At 75.6% G+C, this 14499-nt stretch carries 14 protein-coding genes and 1 rRNA gene; 10 read left to right on the top strand and 5 right to left on the bottom strand.

Features of this window, described 5'->3' with window-relative positions:
• The first annotated feature begins 96 nt into the window (after nucleotides 1–96).
• Nucleotides 97–213 (top strand): 5S ribosomal RNA (gene rrf / locus AC2TEW_RS28220).
• 75 nt (nucleotides 214–288) lie between these two features.
• Here the strand turns inward: rrf and AC2TEW_RS28215 are convergent.
• The gene (locus AC2TEW_RS28215; RefSeq protein ID WP_484626179.1) at nucleotides 289–1251 is read right to left on the bottom strand and encodes an alpha/beta fold hydrolase; all 963 of its coding nucleotides are present in this window, start codon (nucleotides 1249–1251) and stop codon (nucleotides 289–291) included.
• A 131-nt stretch (nucleotides 1252–1382) separates the two neighbouring features.
• Nucleotides 1383–2600, bottom strand: a complete 1218-nt coding sequence (locus AC2TEW_RS28210; RefSeq protein WP_484626178.1) for a threonine synthase — start codon at nucleotides 2598–2600, stop codon at nucleotides 1383–1385.
• A 76-nt stretch (nucleotides 2601–2676) separates the two neighbouring features.
• Between AC2TEW_RS28210 and AC2TEW_RS28205 the strand changes: the two genes are divergently transcribed.
• On the top strand, nucleotides 2677–3285 hold the full coding sequence (locus AC2TEW_RS28205) for a GNAT family N-acetyltransferase (RefSeq protein ID WP_484626177.1): 609 nt from the start codon (nucleotides 2677–2679) through the stop codon (nucleotides 3283–3285).
• 64 nt (nucleotides 3286–3349) lie between these two features.
• Here AC2TEW_RS28205 and AC2TEW_RS28200 read toward each other — a convergent pair whose 3' ends face one another.
• Together AC2TEW_RS28200 and AC2TEW_RS28195 are read right to left on the bottom strand one after the other, a co-directional pair.
• Nucleotides 3350–4117 carry a lysophospholipid acyltransferase family protein gene (locus tag AC2TEW_RS28200; protein ID WP_484626176.1) on the bottom strand — a complete coding sequence of 256 codons (768 nt, stop codon included), beginning with the start codon at nucleotides 4115–4117 and terminating at the stop codon, nucleotides 3350–3352.
• 224 nt (nucleotides 4118–4341) lie between these two features.
• Entirely contained in the window at nucleotides 4342–4779 is a 438-nt protein-coding gene (locus AC2TEW_RS28195; protein WP_484626175.1) for a DUF4395 domain-containing protein, read from the bottom strand.
• Between the two features lie 239 nt (nucleotides 4780–5018).
• Here AC2TEW_RS28195 and AC2TEW_RS28190 point away from each other — a divergent pair, with 239 nt between their 5' ends.
• The 6 genes from AC2TEW_RS28190 to AC2TEW_RS28165 all read left to right on the top strand — a co-directional run bounded on the left by AC2TEW_RS28190 (nucleotide 5019) and on the right by AC2TEW_RS28165 (nucleotide 11106).
• Nucleotides 5019–5432 (top strand): TlpA family protein disulfide reductase, encoded by a 414-nt coding sequence (locus AC2TEW_RS28190; RefSeq protein ID WP_484626174.1) that lies wholly within the window; start codon nucleotides 5019–5021, stop codon nucleotides 5430–5432.
• A 402-nt stretch (nucleotides 5433–5834) separates the two neighbouring features.
• Entirely contained in the window at nucleotides 5835–6620 is a 786-nt protein-coding gene (locus tag AC2TEW_RS28185; protein ID WP_484626173.1) for an electron transfer flavoprotein subunit beta/FixA family protein, read from the top strand.
• Nucleotides 6621–6688: 68 nt separating this feature from the next.
• Nucleotides 6689–7651 (top strand): electron transfer flavoprotein subunit alpha/FixB family protein, encoded by a 963-nt coding sequence (locus tag AC2TEW_RS28180; protein ID WP_484626172.1) that lies wholly within the window; start codon nucleotides 6689–6691, stop codon nucleotides 7649–7651.
• A gap of 177 nt (nucleotides 7652–7828) precedes the next feature.
• On the top strand, nucleotides 7829–8245 hold the full coding sequence (locus AC2TEW_RS28175; RefSeq protein WP_484626171.1) for a DUF4259 domain-containing protein: 417 nt from the start codon (nucleotides 7829–7831) through the stop codon (nucleotides 8243–8245).
• A 165-nt stretch (nucleotides 8246–8410) separates the two neighbouring features.
• On the top strand, nucleotides 8411–9862 hold the full coding sequence (locus AC2TEW_RS28170; protein ID WP_484626170.1) for an acyl-CoA synthetase: 1452 nt from the start codon (nucleotides 8411–8413) through the stop codon (nucleotides 9860–9862).
• Nucleotides 9863–10050: 188 nt separating this feature from the next.
• Nucleotides 10051–11106: an NUDIX hydrolase gene (locus tag AC2TEW_RS28165; RefSeq protein WP_484626169.1), complete on the top strand. Its 1056-nt coding sequence runs from the start codon at nucleotides 10051–10053 to the stop codon at nucleotides 11104–11106.
• Between the two features lie 81 nt (nucleotides 11107–11187).
• Here the strand turns inward: AC2TEW_RS28165 and AC2TEW_RS28160 are convergent, their stop codons facing one another.
• Entirely contained in the window at nucleotides 11188–11946 is a 759-nt protein-coding gene (locus AC2TEW_RS28160) for a hypothetical protein (protein ID WP_484626168.1), read from the bottom strand.
• 66 nt (nucleotides 11947–12012) lie between these two features.
• Here AC2TEW_RS28160 and AC2TEW_RS28155 point away from each other — a divergent pair, with 66 nt between their 5' ends.
• Nucleotides 12013–12816, top strand: coding sequence for a DUF4184 family protein (locus tag AC2TEW_RS28155; protein WP_484626167.1), 804 nt, complete (start codon nucleotides 12013–12015; stop codon nucleotides 12814–12816).
• A gap of 387 nt (nucleotides 12817–13203) precedes the next feature.
• A complete protein-coding gene (locus AC2TEW_RS28150; protein WP_484626183.1) occupies nucleotides 13204–14442 on the top strand; it encodes a geranylgeranyl reductase family protein in 1239 nt (412 codons plus the stop codon).
• Nucleotides 14443–14499: the final 57 nt, after the last annotated feature.

Raw genomic sequence — 14499 nt, 5'->3', positions numbered from 1 at the left:
CTTGTCCTCAGTTGCTCGCGTCCACTGTGTTGTTCTGAAACAACGACCCCACACCGCAGGTCATGTGGTGTGGTGCGGTTGACAGTTTCATAGTGTTTCGGTGGTCATAGCGTGAGGGAAACGCCCGGTTACATTCCGAACCCGGAAGCTAAGCCTCATAGCGCCGATGGTACTGCAGGGGGGACCCTGTGGGAGAGTAGGACGCCGCCGAACAATTTTTCAGTAGAAGCCCCTCCGGGTGTCCCGGAGGGGCTTCTCGCATTTCCGGACCGATGTCCGGCGGAGTTGTCAGTCGTCGAGCCCCTGGACGAATTGGATCAGGGCCTCGCTGACCTCCTTGGGGCGTTCCTGCTGGGTCCAGTGGCCGGTGCCCGGGAGCCAGAGGATCTCCTGGAGCCGGGGGACGTGGTGGTGGAGTCCGTCGAGGGCGTCCCGGGCGTGCGGGGCGGCGACGACCAGGTCGCGTTCGCCGGCGATCAGCAGGGCGGGGGTTTCGATCCGGGCGCCGTGCCAGGCGGAGGTGAGCTCCCAGTTCCGGTCGAGGTTGCGGTACCAGTTGAGCGGGCGGGCGAAGCCGTGGGCGGTGTACTCGGCGGTGTAGAAGTCGATGTCGGCCTCGGTCAGCCAGTCCGGGAGCTCGGCCGGGTCCTCGAAGAGGTCGAGGAAGCCGCCGCCTTCGGGGACCAGTGGCAGACCGCTGTCGCCGAGCCGCGCGTGACCGGCGAACATCCGGCGGAAGGTGGTCGGCAGGTCGTGGGCCAGTTCCGCCTCGGCGGGGCCGGGCTGCTGGAAGTAGAGCATGTAGTAGGCGTCGCCGATCAGGTGGCGCAGGGTGGCGGTGGGGAGCTTGTCGGCGCGCGGGAACGGCGGTACGGACAGCCCGACCACGCCGCGGACCAGGTCCGGGCGGAGCAGTGCGGTGTGCCAGGCGACCGGGGCGCCCCAGTCGTGGCCGACCACGACGGCCCGTTCGGCGCCGAGGGCGGGGAGCAGGCCGAGGGCGTCGCCGGCCAGGTGCAGGATGCTGTACTGGTCGACGGCGTCCGGGCCGCCGGTCGCGCCGTAGCCGCGCTGGTCGGGGGCGACGGCGTGGTACCCGGCGTCGGCGAGCGCGGTGAGCTGGTGGCGCCAGGAGTACCAGCTCTCCGGGAAGCCGTGCAGCAACAGGACGAGGGGGCCTTCGCCGGCTTCGGCGACGCGCATCCGGAGGCCGCTGCTGGATCGGACGATGCGGTGCGTGATCTCGGACATGGTGACGGGACTCCCTGCTCGGAGTGGGCCGCGGAGCGGCTGAAGCCGTGTCAGGTCTACCTCAACCGGCCCGGTTGGCGGAAGCGCGCCCCAGGCGCCCGACGGCCGGATGCCCGGAGGTCCCGGCCCGGTCAGACCGTGATGCCGGCCGCGGCGAGCCGGGCCTCGACGGCGGACCAGGTGGCGTCGACCGGTGCGACGGGGTGGTTGCCGACACCGCGGTCCTTGAAGCCGCTGGAGGTGGTGACGCACACCGTGACGCCGTCGACGGCCGCGGTACCCCCGAGCGCGGTGAAGCCGGCGAGCCCGGCGGCGGCGGACAGTTCCACCCACAGGCCCTGGCGGGCCAGTTCGCCCTGTGCGGCCCGCAGTTGGCGGTCGTCGACGAGCAGCGCGCGCTCCGCGTCCCGTTCGAGGGCGAGGACCCCGCGGAAGCCGCCGACCTCGCAGGAGATGGCGTAGGCGTCGGTCGGGCCGGTCCCGACGCGGGCGGCGGGACGGCCGGCCCGGACGGCGGCGGCCAGGGGACCGGCACTGGCCGGCTCGCAGGAGAAGATCCGCGGCAGACGGTCGGTGAGGCCGAGTCGCCGCAGCTCGGTGAAGCCCTTCCAGACGCCGAACAGCAGCTCGCCGTAGCCGGTCGGGACGAACACGGCGTCCGGGACCCCCAGGTCGAGGTAGATCTCGTACGCGACGGTCTTGTAGCCCTCGGGGCCGAAGCCGTGGCCGGTGTGGGTGACGGTGGTGTTGCTGACGGGGTGGAAGCCGGTCCGCTCGACGATCCGGCGCATCAGCGGCCAGCGGGCCGCCTCGTCGACCGGGAGGACGACCGCGCCGTAGGAGTGCAGGAAGGATGCGACGGCGCCGGGCATGGTCGCCGAGGCGAGCACCACGCACGGCAGTCCGGCCCGGGCGGCGTACGCGGCGGCGGAGGCGCCGTGGTTGCCGGAGGAGGCGGCGACGATGCCGGGTGCGCCCGCGCCGAGTGCGGCGCTGACCGTGACGCGGTTCAGCCGGTCCTTGTGGCTCCAGGTCGGGTTGCGGGACTCGTCCTTGACGTACAGTCCGGGACCGATCTGCACCAGCGGGGTACGGCCCTCGCCGAGGCCCGGGGCGTGCAGCGGGGGGAGCAGCGGTGCCCAGCGGTCGAGGCCGGGCGGGACGGGTGCGGCGCGGTCGAAGAGTGCGGGGTCCACCCGGTCGTAGGCGTAGTCGACCTCGACCGGGTAGGCGAGCTGCTCGGTGGCGGTGGCCGGGCAGCCGGTGGTGAGGGGCGGCCACAGCGGGTAGCGGACGGACGGGTCGCCGAGGGAACGCTGGCCGGTCGCGAGGGAGTCGCTCGTCGTCATGGTCGTCCAGCCTAGGCCGGTGCGGGGCCCGTGTGGCGGGCGGACCGGATCCCGCACTCCGGCCTAGGGTGGGCGGATGACCACCGGACAGCAGCCCGGCCCGGCCCGGGTGGCGGGACCCGCGGACCTCGGGGCCGCCGTCGAGACCCTGACCACCGCCTTCTTCGACGATCCGCTGTGGGGCCCGGCCTTCCCCGAGGTGCGGCGGCGGGCCGGGCAGGCGGCGGCGATGTGGCGGGTCTACCTGGCCTCCGCGCAGCGCTACCCGTGGACGCTGGTGACGCCGGGGGTGGAGGCGGTGTCGGTGTGGATCCCGCCGGGCGGGACCGAGCTGACGCCCGAGGAGGAGGACGGCCTGGAGGGGCTGCTGACGGAACAGGCCGGGCCGGCGGTGGCCCGGGCGGTCATGGAGATCGGCGCCCAGCTGGAGGAGGCGCATCCGGCCGAGCCGCACTTCTACCTGACCTTGCTCGGCACCCACACCGCCCACCGCGGCAAGGGCCTGGGGATGGGGCTGCTCGCCCAGGGCCTCGAGCGGGTGGACGCGCTCGGGGCCCCCGCCTACCTGGAGTCGTCCAACCCGGCCAACCTGGCGCGGTACGAGAGCGTCGGTTTCACCGCCCGGGGCCGTATCACCACCGCCACCGGGCACGTGGTGACGACGATGTGGCGCCCGGCGCGCTGAGCCGCCCGGGGGAACGCGGCCCGGGGGAACGCGGCCCGGCCCCCGGGGCGGGATCCGCGGCGGATCAGCGCTGGGCGCGGCGGGCGGCCTTCTCGGCGTTCTCCGCCTCGTCCTCGGCCTCGGCGACCTCCAGGGTGGGCGCGGTACCGCCGAGGTGGGCGGGGAGCCACCAGGTGTCGTCGGGGCCGGCGGGCTTGCCGGGGTACTCGCGCTGGGCGCGGTCGAGCATCTCGGTCATCGCGGCGCGCAGGCGGCGGGTGACCATCACGGGCTTGTCCTGGGCGGTCAGCTCGATCGGTTCGCCGATCATGATGGTGACCGGGACGTGGCGCTTGGTGAGGGTCTTCGGGCGGCCCTTGGTCCACAGCTGCTGGGTGCCCCAGAGGATCACCGGGAGCAGCGGGGCGCCGGAGTCGGCGGCCATCCGGGCGGCGCCGGTCTTGAACTTCTTCAGGGTGAACGAGCGGCTGATGGTGGCCTCGGGGAAGACGCCGACCACCTCGCCGTCGCGCAGGGCCTTGACGGCGGCCTCGTAGGCGGGCTGGCCGTCGGCGCGGTCCACCGGGATGTGCTTCATGCCGCGCATCAGGGGGCCGGAGACGGGGTGCTTGAAGACGTCGTCCTTGGCCATGAAGCGGGTCTTGCGCTTGCCGCCCTTGAAGGCGCCGAGTCCGGCGAAGAGGAAGTCCAGGTAGCTGATGTGGTTGCTCACCAGCACCGCCCCGCCGGTGGCGGGGATGTTCTCGGCGCCCACGATGCTGATCCGCACGTCCAGCGCGCGGAAGCAGGTGAGCGCGGCGCGGATCACCGGCGGGTACACGAACTCTGCCACGTCAGCCCTACTTCCCACGGGCTGGTGCCCGGTCAGGTGGTACCCGGGGCGCAGGTCGGGGCCGTCCGAGACGCGGCACGCGGCAGCGGCCACGGGTGTGTTACTCGGAGATGATCCCTCGAAGGGGTGCCCGCTGTCACCTGAGCGGGTCCGGCTGCCGGGATTTGCCGCGGGGTTCCCGGCAGCCCTGAGACCTGTGTCTCACCTGGTGCGTCGGGTCGCGCTCACCCGGCGGCGGCCCGCCGGGTGGTGAGGCGGTCGCGGCCGCGGCGGGTCAGCAGGTAGAGCTCGCAGCCCAGGCAGTAGCCGAAGGCGGCGTTGAGGAAGGCGGCGGCGAGCGCGAGGGCGGTGGCGACCTGGCCGAGCAGGTCGGCGCCGGTGAGGTACCCGGTGGTGCCGACGAGGGTGAAGACCAGGCCGACGCCTTGGGCGAAGCGCGGCGGCCGGGCGTCCTCGAGCTCGCGCGGCGGGCCGAGCCGGGGCCGCAGCAGGTGGCGGTAGAGCAGGCCGTAGGGCGAGTACGCCAGGCCGGCCAGGGCGCCGACGGCGAACACGGCGGTCTGGGCGGCGAGCAGGGGGCCGCTGCCGGTGATCAGGGCGGCGGCGAGCAGGAGGCTGGTGAGCGCGGCGGCGAAACGCGGCCCGCGCGGGTCGATCTGCATGCGGGACTCCGGGGTACTGCGAGGTGGGGGCGGCCGGCCGGACCGGCGGCGGCTGACGGCGGAGCGGGGTCAGCGACAGCGGGAGGCGGTGGCCCGGCACAGGTCGACCACGCGGCGGCTGGTCAGCCGGGTCGTCCGGGCGGGGAGGGAGTCCACCCGGTGATCGTACGGGGCCCGCGGCCGCCGGGGCGAGGGCCCTGCCCGCCCGGTCGCCCCCGGCCGTGGCGCACACTGGGGCGGTGACCGGATGGGTGGTGTGCGCGGCGGTGCTCGTACTGGCGAGCGTCTTCGGGCTGTGGCGGGCCGCGCGGGACGGGAGGCTGCGGGTGCGGGCGAAGGACGGGGTGGTGCGGCTGTCGGCCGCGGACCTGGGGGCGGAGCTGGGGGAGCGGGCGACGCTGGTGCAGTTCTCGACGGCGTTCTGCCAGCCGTGCCGGGCGACCCGCCGGGTGCTGGCCGAGGTGGCCGCGATGGTGGACGGCGTGGCGCACCTGGAGCTGGACGCCGAGGAGCGGCTGGAGCTGGTCCGGCGGCTGGAGATCCTGCGGACGCCGACCGTGCTGGTGCTGGACGCCGGGGGCCGGGTGGTGCGGCGGGCAGCCGGGCAGCCCCGGCGGGCGGACGTGATCGCGGCGCTGGGCGAGGCGGTCTGAGGTCCGGTCGGGCGTGCCGCCGCGGTGGTCGGCGGGGGGCGCGGCGGAGCGGTCGTCAGCCCGCTGCCTGTCAAGACCTTCAATCTCACAGCCCATCTGCCGCCCAGTCAGGTGGTATGCGGGCCGCACTGGGGCAGGATGGGGCGAAGACGGCAGTGCAGCCGTTCCGTCCCCCTTCCGTCCGGGCGTCGCATCCGGGGTCGGGCGGGGTGCGGGGCGGTCGGCCGGGGTCCGGGCAGCGCTAAGCTACTGGCCAGTAGTGACGGCTAAGCTACTGGCGAGTATGCTGCCAGGAAGTTCCGGACGGGCTCAGGAAGACGCAGCCCGCGTGGGCCTGGAAGCGTCAGCTCCGCCCATTGCACAGCCGCAGCCGCCGGACGAGACCAGTACAGGAGACAGGCCGTGAGCTTGAGGATCGTTGTCTGTGTGAAGTACGTGCCCGACGCGACCGGTGACCGTCGCTTCGCGGACGACACCACCACCGACCGGGAGGGCGTGGACGGCCTCCTTTCGGAGCTGGACGAGTACGGCGTGGAGCAGGCGCTCCGCATCGCCGAGGCCTCCGGCGACGCCGAGGTCACCGTCCTGACGGTCGGCCCGGACGACGCCAAGGACGCCCTGCGCAAGGCCCTGTCCATGGGTGCCGACAAGGCCGTCCACGTCAACGACGACGACATCCACGGCACCGACGTGATCGGCACCTCCGCCATCATCGCCAAGGCCCTGGACAAGGTCGGCTACGACCTCGTGGTCTGCGGCATGGCCTCCACCGACGGCACCATGGGCGTGCTGCCGGCGCTGCTGGCCGAGCGCCTGGGCCTGCCCCAGGTCACCCTGCTCTCCGAGGTCTCGGTCGAGGGCGGCGTGGTCAAGGGCCGCCGTGACGGCGACGCCGCCACCGAGCAGGTCGAGGCCGAGCTGCCCGCCGTCGTGTCGGTCACCGACCAGTCCGGCGAGGCCCGCTACCCGTCCTTCAAGGGCATCATGGCCGCCAAGAAGAAGCCGGTGCAGTCGCTGGACCTGGACGACCTGGACATCGAGGCGGACGAGGTCGGCCTGGCCGGCTCCTGGACCGCCGTCGAGGCCGTCACGGCCCGCCCGGTCCGTACCGCCGGCACCGTCGTCAAGGACGAGGGCGAGGGCGGCAAGCAGCTGGCCACCTTCCTCGCCGAGCAGAAGTTCATCTGACCCGTTGGACGTGGTGGCTGCCGGGCACGATGCGCCGGGCAGCCAGGAGATACAGGAGACATTGAGCAATGGGTGAGATTCTCGTTCTCGTCGACCACGCCGACGGCGCGGTCCGCAAGCCGGCCCTCGAGCTGCTGACCCTGGCCCGCCGGATCGGCGAGCCCTCGGCCGTGGTCCTGGGCGCCGGCTCCGCCGCCGCCGAGATCGCCGCCAAGGCCGGCGAGTACGGCGCGGCCAAGGTGTACGTCGCCGACGGCGCCGAGTTCGCCGACCTGCTGGTGGTGCCGAAGGTCGACGCGCTGGCCCAGATCGCCAAGGCCGCCGACGCCGCCGCGGTGCTGGTCACCTCCTCGGGCGAGGGCAAGGAGATCGCGGCCCGGGTCGCGCTCCGCCTCGGCTCGGGCATCATCACCGACGCCGTCGACCTGGAGGCCGGCGACGGCGGTCCGGTCGCCACCCAGTCGGTGTTCGCGGCCTCGTTCCAGGTCAAGTCCAAGGTCACCAAGGGCGCGCCGGTCATCACCGTCAAGCCGAACTCCACCAGCCCCGAGGCCGCCCCGGCCGCCGGCGCGGTCGAGAACGTCACCGTGGAGTTCACCGGCAAGGCCGCCAAGGTCACCGCGCGCACCCCGCGGGTGTCCTCGGGCCGCCCGGAGCTGACCGAGGCCGCGATCGTGGTCTCCGGCGGCCGCGGCGTCGGCGCCAAGGAGGGCTTCGGCGTGGTCGAGGAGCTCGCGGACGCGCTCGGCGCGGCCGTCGGCGCCTCGCGTGCCGCCGTCGACGCCGGCTGGTACCCGCACACCAACCAGGTCGGCCAGACCGGCAAGCAGGTCTCGCCGCAGCTGTACGTCGCCGCGGGCATCTCCGGCGCGATCCAGCACCGGGCCGGCATGCAGACCTCGAAGACCATCGTCGCCATCAACAAGGACCCCGAGGCGCCGATCTTCGAGCTGGTCGACTACGGCGTGGTCGGTGACCTGTTCACCGTCCTGCCCCAGCTGACCGGTGAGGTCAAGTCCCGCAAGGGCTGACCGCCGAGCACCTCGCCGAAGGGCGCGGCACCCGGATCCCGGGGCCGCGCCCTTCGGCGTGCCCGGCGTCGGCGCCGGGCCTGGTGGACCGGCGGTGGAGTGTCGGTCGGCCGTGCCACGATGCGGACGGACCGGGCGGACCGGGACCGTGTGGATCACCGGACGTGGGAGAGCAGCATGGGAACCTGGGATCTCGGACCCTTCGACAACGACAGCGCGGCGGACTTCTGCGGCAGCCTCGACCGGGCGGGCGAGGCGGAGCGTGCGGGGCTGCTCCGGGCGGCCCTGGAGGCGGCGGCCACCGCGGAGGGGTACCTGGACGGCGATGAGGGCGCACCGGCCGTCGCCGCGGCCGCGCTGGTCGCCGCGCGGCTGGCGGGCGGCGCCGGGTCCGGCGCCGGGTCGGGCTCCGCGTACGGGCCCAAGGAGGCGCTGCCGGAGCTGCCCGGCGACCTGCGGCCGCTCGCCGTCCGCGCGCTGGACCGGGTCACCGCCGGGGACTCCGAGCTGGCCGCGCTCTGGGACGACGCCGGGCACGGCGAGTTGTGGCGGCGCGACATCGGCCGGCTCCGGGCGGTGCTGACGGCACCCTGACGGGCGGCGTGGCGGGCGGCCTGACGGGCGCTCGGCCGGGGCGGGGTCGTCGGGCCGGTCGGGGGAGGCCGCCGCAGCGAGGCCGCCGCGGCCGGCCGGGCGTGCGCCGGAGTGCGGGGGCGATCGGCCCGCGCGGGGCACCGGTGCGCCGGTAGGCTCCCGGGCATGGGACTGCTGACGGCACTTGAAGGCGGCTTCGGCGACGCGGCGGACGCACTGGTGGTCGACGGCCGGGCGCTGTCGCGCGAGCAGCTGCTCGGGGCGGCCACGCTGGTGGCACAGCGGGTGGCCGGTGCCCCCGCGCTGGCCGTGCTGGCGCGGCCGGCCGCCGAGACGGTGGTGGCGGTCGTCGGCGGGCTGCTCGCCGGGGTGCCCGTGGTACCGCTGGCGCCCGACTCCGGGCCGAAGGAGCGCGGCCACATCCTGCGCGACTGCGGCGCGACCCTGCTGGCCGTGCCGGCGGGCGACGAGGCGGCGGGCAGCTCGGGGGCGGACGGCGCGGCGGCGGGCGAGGGCGGGCAGGACATCGAGGCGCTGCCGGTCGACCTGACGGCGCGTTCGGGCGGCTCCTTCGCCGAGCCCGCCGGGGACCGTCCGGCCTTCGTGCTCTACACCTCCGGCACCACCGGCCCGCCCAAGGGGGCGCTGATCCCGCGTTCGGCGGTCGCCGCCGATCTGGACGCGCTGGCCGCGGCCTGGCGGTGGACCGCCGAGGACACCCTGGTGCACGGCCTGCCGCTGTTCCACGTGCACGGCCTGGTGCTCGGGGTGCTCGGCGCGCTGCGCACGGGCAGCCGGCTGGTGCACACCGGACGGCCCACGCCGGCGGCGTACGCCGGCGCGGGCGGCAGCCTGTACTTCGGCGTGCCGACGGTGTGGTCCCGGGTGGCGGCGGACCACACCGCGGCACGCGCGCTGGCCGGGGCCCGGCTGCTGGTCTCCGGCAGCGCCCCGCTGCCGGTGCCGGTGTTCGAGCAGCTGGCCGCGGTCACCGGGCACGCCCCGGTCGAGCGCTACGGCATGACCGAGTCGCTGATCACCGTCTCCACCCGGGCCGACGGCGAACGCCGCCCCGGCAGCGTGGGCCTGCCGGTGGACGGGGTGCGCACCCGGCTGGTCGGCGAGGACGGCGAGCCGCTGCCCGCGGACGGCGAGAGCGTCGGCGAGCTGCAGGTGGCCGGGCCGACCCTGTTCTCCGGTTACCTGAACCGGCCGGACGCCGACGCCGAGTCCTGGACGGCCGACGGCTGGTTCCGGACCGGCGACGTCGCGGTGGTCGGGCCCGACGGCTTCCACCGGATCGTCGGCCGCGCCTCGGTCGACCTGATCAAGAGCGGCGGGTACAAGATCGGCGCGGGCGAGGTGGAGGCGGCGCTGCGCGACCACCCGGCCGTCGCGGACGCGGCCGTGGTCGGGGCCCCCGACAGCGACCTCGGCCAGGCCGTGGTCGCGTACGTGATCGCCGACGGGCCGGTGACGGGGGAGCAGCTGACGGCGTTCGTGGCCGAACGGCTCTCCGTCCACAAGCGGCCGCGCCGGGTGGTGCTGGTGGACGAGCTGCCCCGCAACGCCCTGGGCAAGGTGTTGAAGAAGCAGCTGCTCCAGACCGGCACCTGAGCGCTCCGAGGGGCGCGGGGGAGGTCCCGGCGCCGCCCGCGCGGCGGCGGCGGACCGGCGGCGGACAGGTCCCAGGCATGGGGACCGGGCGGGCGCGGGTACCACCTGGGGTGGGCGTGGCCGCCGGACGGCGCGGCGTCAGGCGTCCGGCGCGGCCGCGCCGGGCGGGGCCGACGACAGGGGAGACAGTGATCGTCTGGGTCAATGGTCCGTACGGGGCGGGCAAGACCAGCGCCTGCCGGGAACTGGTGGAACTCCTGCCCGGGAGCCTGCTGTTCGACCCCGCCCTGGTCGGGGCCGGTCTGCGGCGGGTGCTGCCGGCCGACCGGTTCGTACCGGTCTCCGAGATCCAGGACCTGCCGTCCTGGCGGCGGCTGGTGCCGGAGGTGGCGGCGGCCCTGCTCGCCGAGGTCCCGGGCCCGCTGGTGGTGCCGATGAGCCTGCTGCGCGAGGACTACCGGGACGAGATCTTCGGTGCGCTGGCCACCCGGGGCCTGGCGGTGCACCACATCGTGCTGGACCCAGAGGAAACGATCCTGCTGGACCGCATCGGGGCGCGCGACGAACCCTCCGGCCACCCCGGGCGGACCGAGCGGCTCCGCGACCGCTCGCTCGAACAGCTGCCCCGCTACCGCCAGGCCAGACGCTGGCTCGCCCGCGACGCCCACCTGCTCGACACCTCCGGCCTGACCCCCCGGCAGACCGCCGAACGGCTCGCCGAACTGGTCGAGGGCGGCGACGCCCGCTGCCCCATCGTGCGCAGCGACGACGCCACCGGGGACACCGTGGCCGCCGCCGTGCTCTTCTTCGACGAGCAGGGCCGGGTACTGCTGGTCGACCCGGTCTACAAGCCGTCCTGGGAGTTCCCCGGCGGTGTGGTGGAACGCGGGGAGGCGCCCAGCGACGCTGCGCTGCGCGAGACCGAGGAGGAGCTGGGCCTGCACCTGGACTCCGCCGCGCTGCGCCTGCTCGCCGTCGACTGGGAACCCTGCACCGGGCCCCGCCGGGGCGGCCTGCGGCTGATGTTCGACGGCGGACGGCTGGACGAGCAGGCCCGGGCCCGGATCCGGCTGCCCCGCGACGAACTGCGCGGCTGGCGCTTCGTCACCCCGGACGAGGCCGCCCGCCTGCTGCCGCCCAACCGGCACCGCCGGCTGGTCGGTGCCCTGGAGGCCCGGGCCCAGGGGCGGCTGCGGTACCTGGAGGCCGGGCTCCCGGCGGCCGTCGGGGTGCCCGCCGGGTGAGGGCCTCGGGGAGCCCCGCAGGTGTGCGCGGCGGGGTCCGGGCGGACGGGCGCGGCGCGGCTGCGCGGGGTGCCCGCCGGCTCAGAAGTCCGGCCGGGCCCGCAGCGCCGCCAGCGCGGGCGGCACCCGCTCGGGGGCGGCGAACGACCAGCCGGGGAAGCCGCCCCAGGCGATCGACGTCCGCAGGTACCCGACCAGCGTGATCCCCGGCCGGCCGCCGACCCCGTCGACGACCGGGTCCGCGCAGTCGTCCGGCAGCGCCAGGTCGAAACCGGCGCCGCTGACGTAGGCCCGGCGCGGCCCGTCCGCCCGGTGCGGGGTGTCGGGGAAGCCCTGGTGGAAGCCGTCCTCGGGAGGGAGGACCGGGTACTCGCCGGCGTCCTTGCGGTACTCCTCCCACTCCTCGCGCAGACACTCCACCGACGGCAGCCACAGCGGGTCCGGGTAGGGCGGCGCGGCGTGCCCCCGTGGGCCGGCCGGAGCCGGGTGCCGGTGGCCGAGACCGAGGGCCGCGCAGTCGCCCACGAAGGAGACCCCGCCGAGGACCCGCAGCCCCGCCTCGTAGGCCGCCGGCAGCCGCCCGATCTCGGCGGTCAGCCGGTCGAGCGTGGCCAGGCAGCCGCCGGTCGGCCGCTCCCGGACCAGCCAGGCCGGGGCGAAGCCGAGCCCCGCAAGCTGCTCCTCGATCCGGCCGATCTGCCGGTCGGCGCGCCGCATGGTGGACTCCGCGACCGCGGCGACGTCCTCGCGCAGTGCGTCGGGGACCGCCCCGAGCGCGCGCAGCTCCGCCCAGACGGCCTCGTGCTCGCCGTCGGCGTACCGCCGGTGGTAGGAGGTCATCCCCGCAGCGTATCGACCGGCACCGACAGCGGATGCGGCGGACGGCGGGGCGGGGAGGATGGACACATGCCGTTCACCTTGAGTCATCCGGCGGCGGTGCTGGTGCTGCTGCGCCGGGCCGGGGAGCGCGGCCCGCTGGTGGCCTCGGCGCTGGTGGCCGGCTCGATGGCGCCCGACGTGCCGTTCTTCGCCGAATCGCTGCTGCCCGGGGTCTACCGCTACGGCGGGCTGACGCACCGTTGGTGGGCCGCGCCGACGGTGGACGTCGCCCTGACGGCGGCGCTGGCGGCCGGGTGGCACCTGCTGTGGCGCGGGCCGGTGGCCGCCCTGCTGCCGGTCGGCTGGATCCCGGCCGCGGCGGGCGGCGGTCCGCCCCGGCCGGGGCCGTTCGCCCTCTCGGCGGCGATCGGGGCGGCCGGCCACCTCGGCTGGGACGCCTTCACCCACCGGGACCGGGCGGGCGTCCGGCTGCTGCCGGTGCTGGACCGGCGGGTCGCCGGGGTGCCGCTGTACACGGCACTCCAGTACGGGAGTTCGCTGGCGGGTCTGGCGGCGCTGGCGCGGTACGCGGCGGCGGGGGCCGGCCCGGCCACCGCCGTGTCCGCCGTGTCCGCCGTGTCCCGTGCGGCCGAGGCCGCCGAGCGGGCGGCGGTGCGGAGGGTGGCGTGGGCGGCGGCAGCGGTCGGGGCGGCGCACCGGCTGGCGCGGCGCCGGGGCGGCCGGATCGACGAGCTGTGCTTCGGCGCCGGGGCCGGGCTGGCGGTGGGGCTGGCCGCCCGGACGCTGCTGCGCGGGGCCGGTCCCGGGGCCGGCCGGGGGTGGCGAACGGCGGTGGGACCGGTGCGGACGGCGGACCGGGGAGCCTCGTGAGCGCGCGGCCTGCGGCCGGTTCGGGTGCGCCGGCGGCGAGCGGCCCTGCGGCGGCCGGGTGGTACCGGGTACGGGTGGTGCCGGGTACGGGTGGTGCCGGACGGGAGCGGGTCCGGCGGCCGGGCGGGGCGTCGGCGGGGCCCCGCGGCGTCCGGTGGCGTTCGGCGCCGCGTCAGGCGGCCTTCGGTCCGACGTGACGCCCGGCTCGCCGGTAGCACGCACCGGACGCCGACCCTCGACCGGCAAAGCGTCCCGACTCGGCCCTAACCGGCGTCAGCGGGCGGGCTCCCGGGGCCCGCTGGGGCCGCCACCTGCGATCGTCCGGAGCCGGGGCGTCTACCATTGGCCGACGTGACTGATACCGGTAGCTCGCTTGGCCAGGACCCGATGGACTTCACCGACTCCGACAGCGGCCCCGACACCGAAACGGGCGCCGCCGGACCCGATCCGCTGGGCGGCGTGTGGGACGTGGTGGTGGTCGGCGCCGGCCCGGCCGGCTCCTCCGCCGCGTACGCCGCGGCCGCGCAGGGCCGCCGGGTGCTGCTGCTCGACAAGGCCGAGCACCCCCGCTACAAGACCTGCGGCGGCGGCATCATCGGCTTCTCCCGGGACAGCCTGCCGCCGGACTTCAAGCTGCCGCTGCAGGACCGCATCCACGCCGTCACCTTCGCGCTGAACGGCCGGTACACCCGCACCCGCCGCTCGAAGCGGATGCTGTTCGGCCTGGTCAACCGGGACGAGTTCGACCTGCGCCTGACGCAGTCCGCCGAGCAGGCCGGTGCCGTGCTGGTCACCGGCGTCACCGTCACCGGCGTGGAGCAGCCGGACGGCGAGGGCGGCGGCACGGTCTTCGTCACCACCTCCGACGGCCGCCGGGTCGAGGCCCGGGCGGTGGTCGGCGCGGACGGTTCGGCGAGCCGGATCGGACGTCACGTCGGGGTGAGCTTCGACCAGATCGATCTCGGTCTGGAGGCGGAGATCCCGGTGCCCGAGTCGGTCTCCCGGCACTGGGCGGGCCGGATCCACCTGGACTGGGGCCCGCTGCCCGGCTCGTACGGCTGGGTGTTCCCGAAGACCGACTCCGGCACGCTGACGGTCGGGGTGATCTCGGCGCGCGGCGACGGCGAGCGGACCAAGGAGTACCTGGCCGACTACATCCGCCGGCTCGGGCTGGCCGGTTTCACCCCGAGCGTCGAGTCGGGCCACCTGACCCGGTGCCGGGCCGAGGACTCGCCGCTGTCCCGCGGCCGGGTCCTGGTGGCCGGTGACGCCGCCGGGCTGCTGGAGCCGTGGACCCGCGAGGGCATCTCGTACGCGCTGCGCTCGGGCCGGCTGGCCGGCGAGTGGGCCGTCAAGGTGGCGGAGGCGGACGGCGGGGCGGACGTGCGCCGGCAGGCGCTCAACTACGCGTTCGCGATCAAGGCCGGGCTGGGTGTGGAGATGCGGGCCGGCAAGGTGATGCTCGCGGCCTTCGAGCGCCGGCCGCAGGTCTTCCACGCGGCGGTCTGCCTGGTCGCGGCGGCCTGGCGGGCGTTCGCCCGGGCGACCCAGGGCCACACCAGCTTCGCCGAGGTGATGCGCGACCACCGGGCGGCCCGCAAGCTGGCCGCCGTCGCCGGCCGCTGAGCCGTACGGGCGGCCGTACGGGTCCCGGGGCGGGCGCGGTGCGCCGCCCGCCCCGGG

The organism is Kitasatospora sp. NEAU-CNBT7 (assembly GCF_057220535.1).
The sequence above is the reverse complement of the archived record's forward strand: the minus strand, read 5'-3'. Positions and strand labels throughout refer to the sequence as shown.

Excerpts from the sequence above, each read along its gene's own strand:
- AC2TEW_RS28175 (WP_484626171.1), top strand. The coding sequence starts at position 7,829 with ATGGGAACCTGGGATCTCGGACCCTTCGACAACGACAGCGCGGCGGAC.
- AC2TEW_RS28160 (WP_484626168.1), bottom strand. The coding sequence starts at position 11,946 with ATGACCTCCTACCACCGGCGGTACGCCGACGGCGAGCACGAGGCCGTC.
- AC2TEW_RS28170 (WP_484626170.1), top strand. The coding sequence starts at position 8,411 with ATGGGACTGCTGACGGCACTTGAAGGCGGCTTCGGCGACGCGGCGGAC.
- AC2TEW_RS28210 (WP_484626178.1), bottom strand. The coding sequence starts at position 2,600 with ATGACGACGAGCGACTCCCTCGCGACCGGCCAGCGTTCCCTCGGCGAC.
- AC2TEW_RS28195 (WP_484626175.1), bottom strand. The coding sequence starts at position 4,779 with ATGCAGATCGACCCGCGCGGGCCGCGTTTCGCCGCCGCGCTCACCAGC.
- AC2TEW_RS28180 (WP_484626172.1), top strand. The coding sequence starts at position 6,689 with ATGGGTGAGATTCTCGTTCTCGTCGACCACGCCGACGGCGCGGTCCGC.
- AC2TEW_RS28215 (WP_484626179.1), bottom strand. The coding sequence starts at position 1,251 with ATGTCCGAGATCACGCACCGCATCGTCCGATCCAGCAGCGGCCTCCGG.
- AC2TEW_RS28155 (WP_484626167.1), top strand. The coding sequence starts at position 12,013 with ATGCCGTTCACCTTGAGTCATCCGGCGGCGGTGCTGGTGCTGCTGCGC.
- AC2TEW_RS28150 (WP_484626183.1), top strand. The coding sequence starts at position 13,204 with ATGGACTTCACCGACTCCGACAGCGGCCCCGACACCGAAACGGGCGCC.
- AC2TEW_RS28205 (WP_484626177.1), top strand. The coding sequence starts at position 2,677 with ATGACCACCGGACAGCAGCCCGGCCCGGCCCGGGTGGCGGGACCCGCG.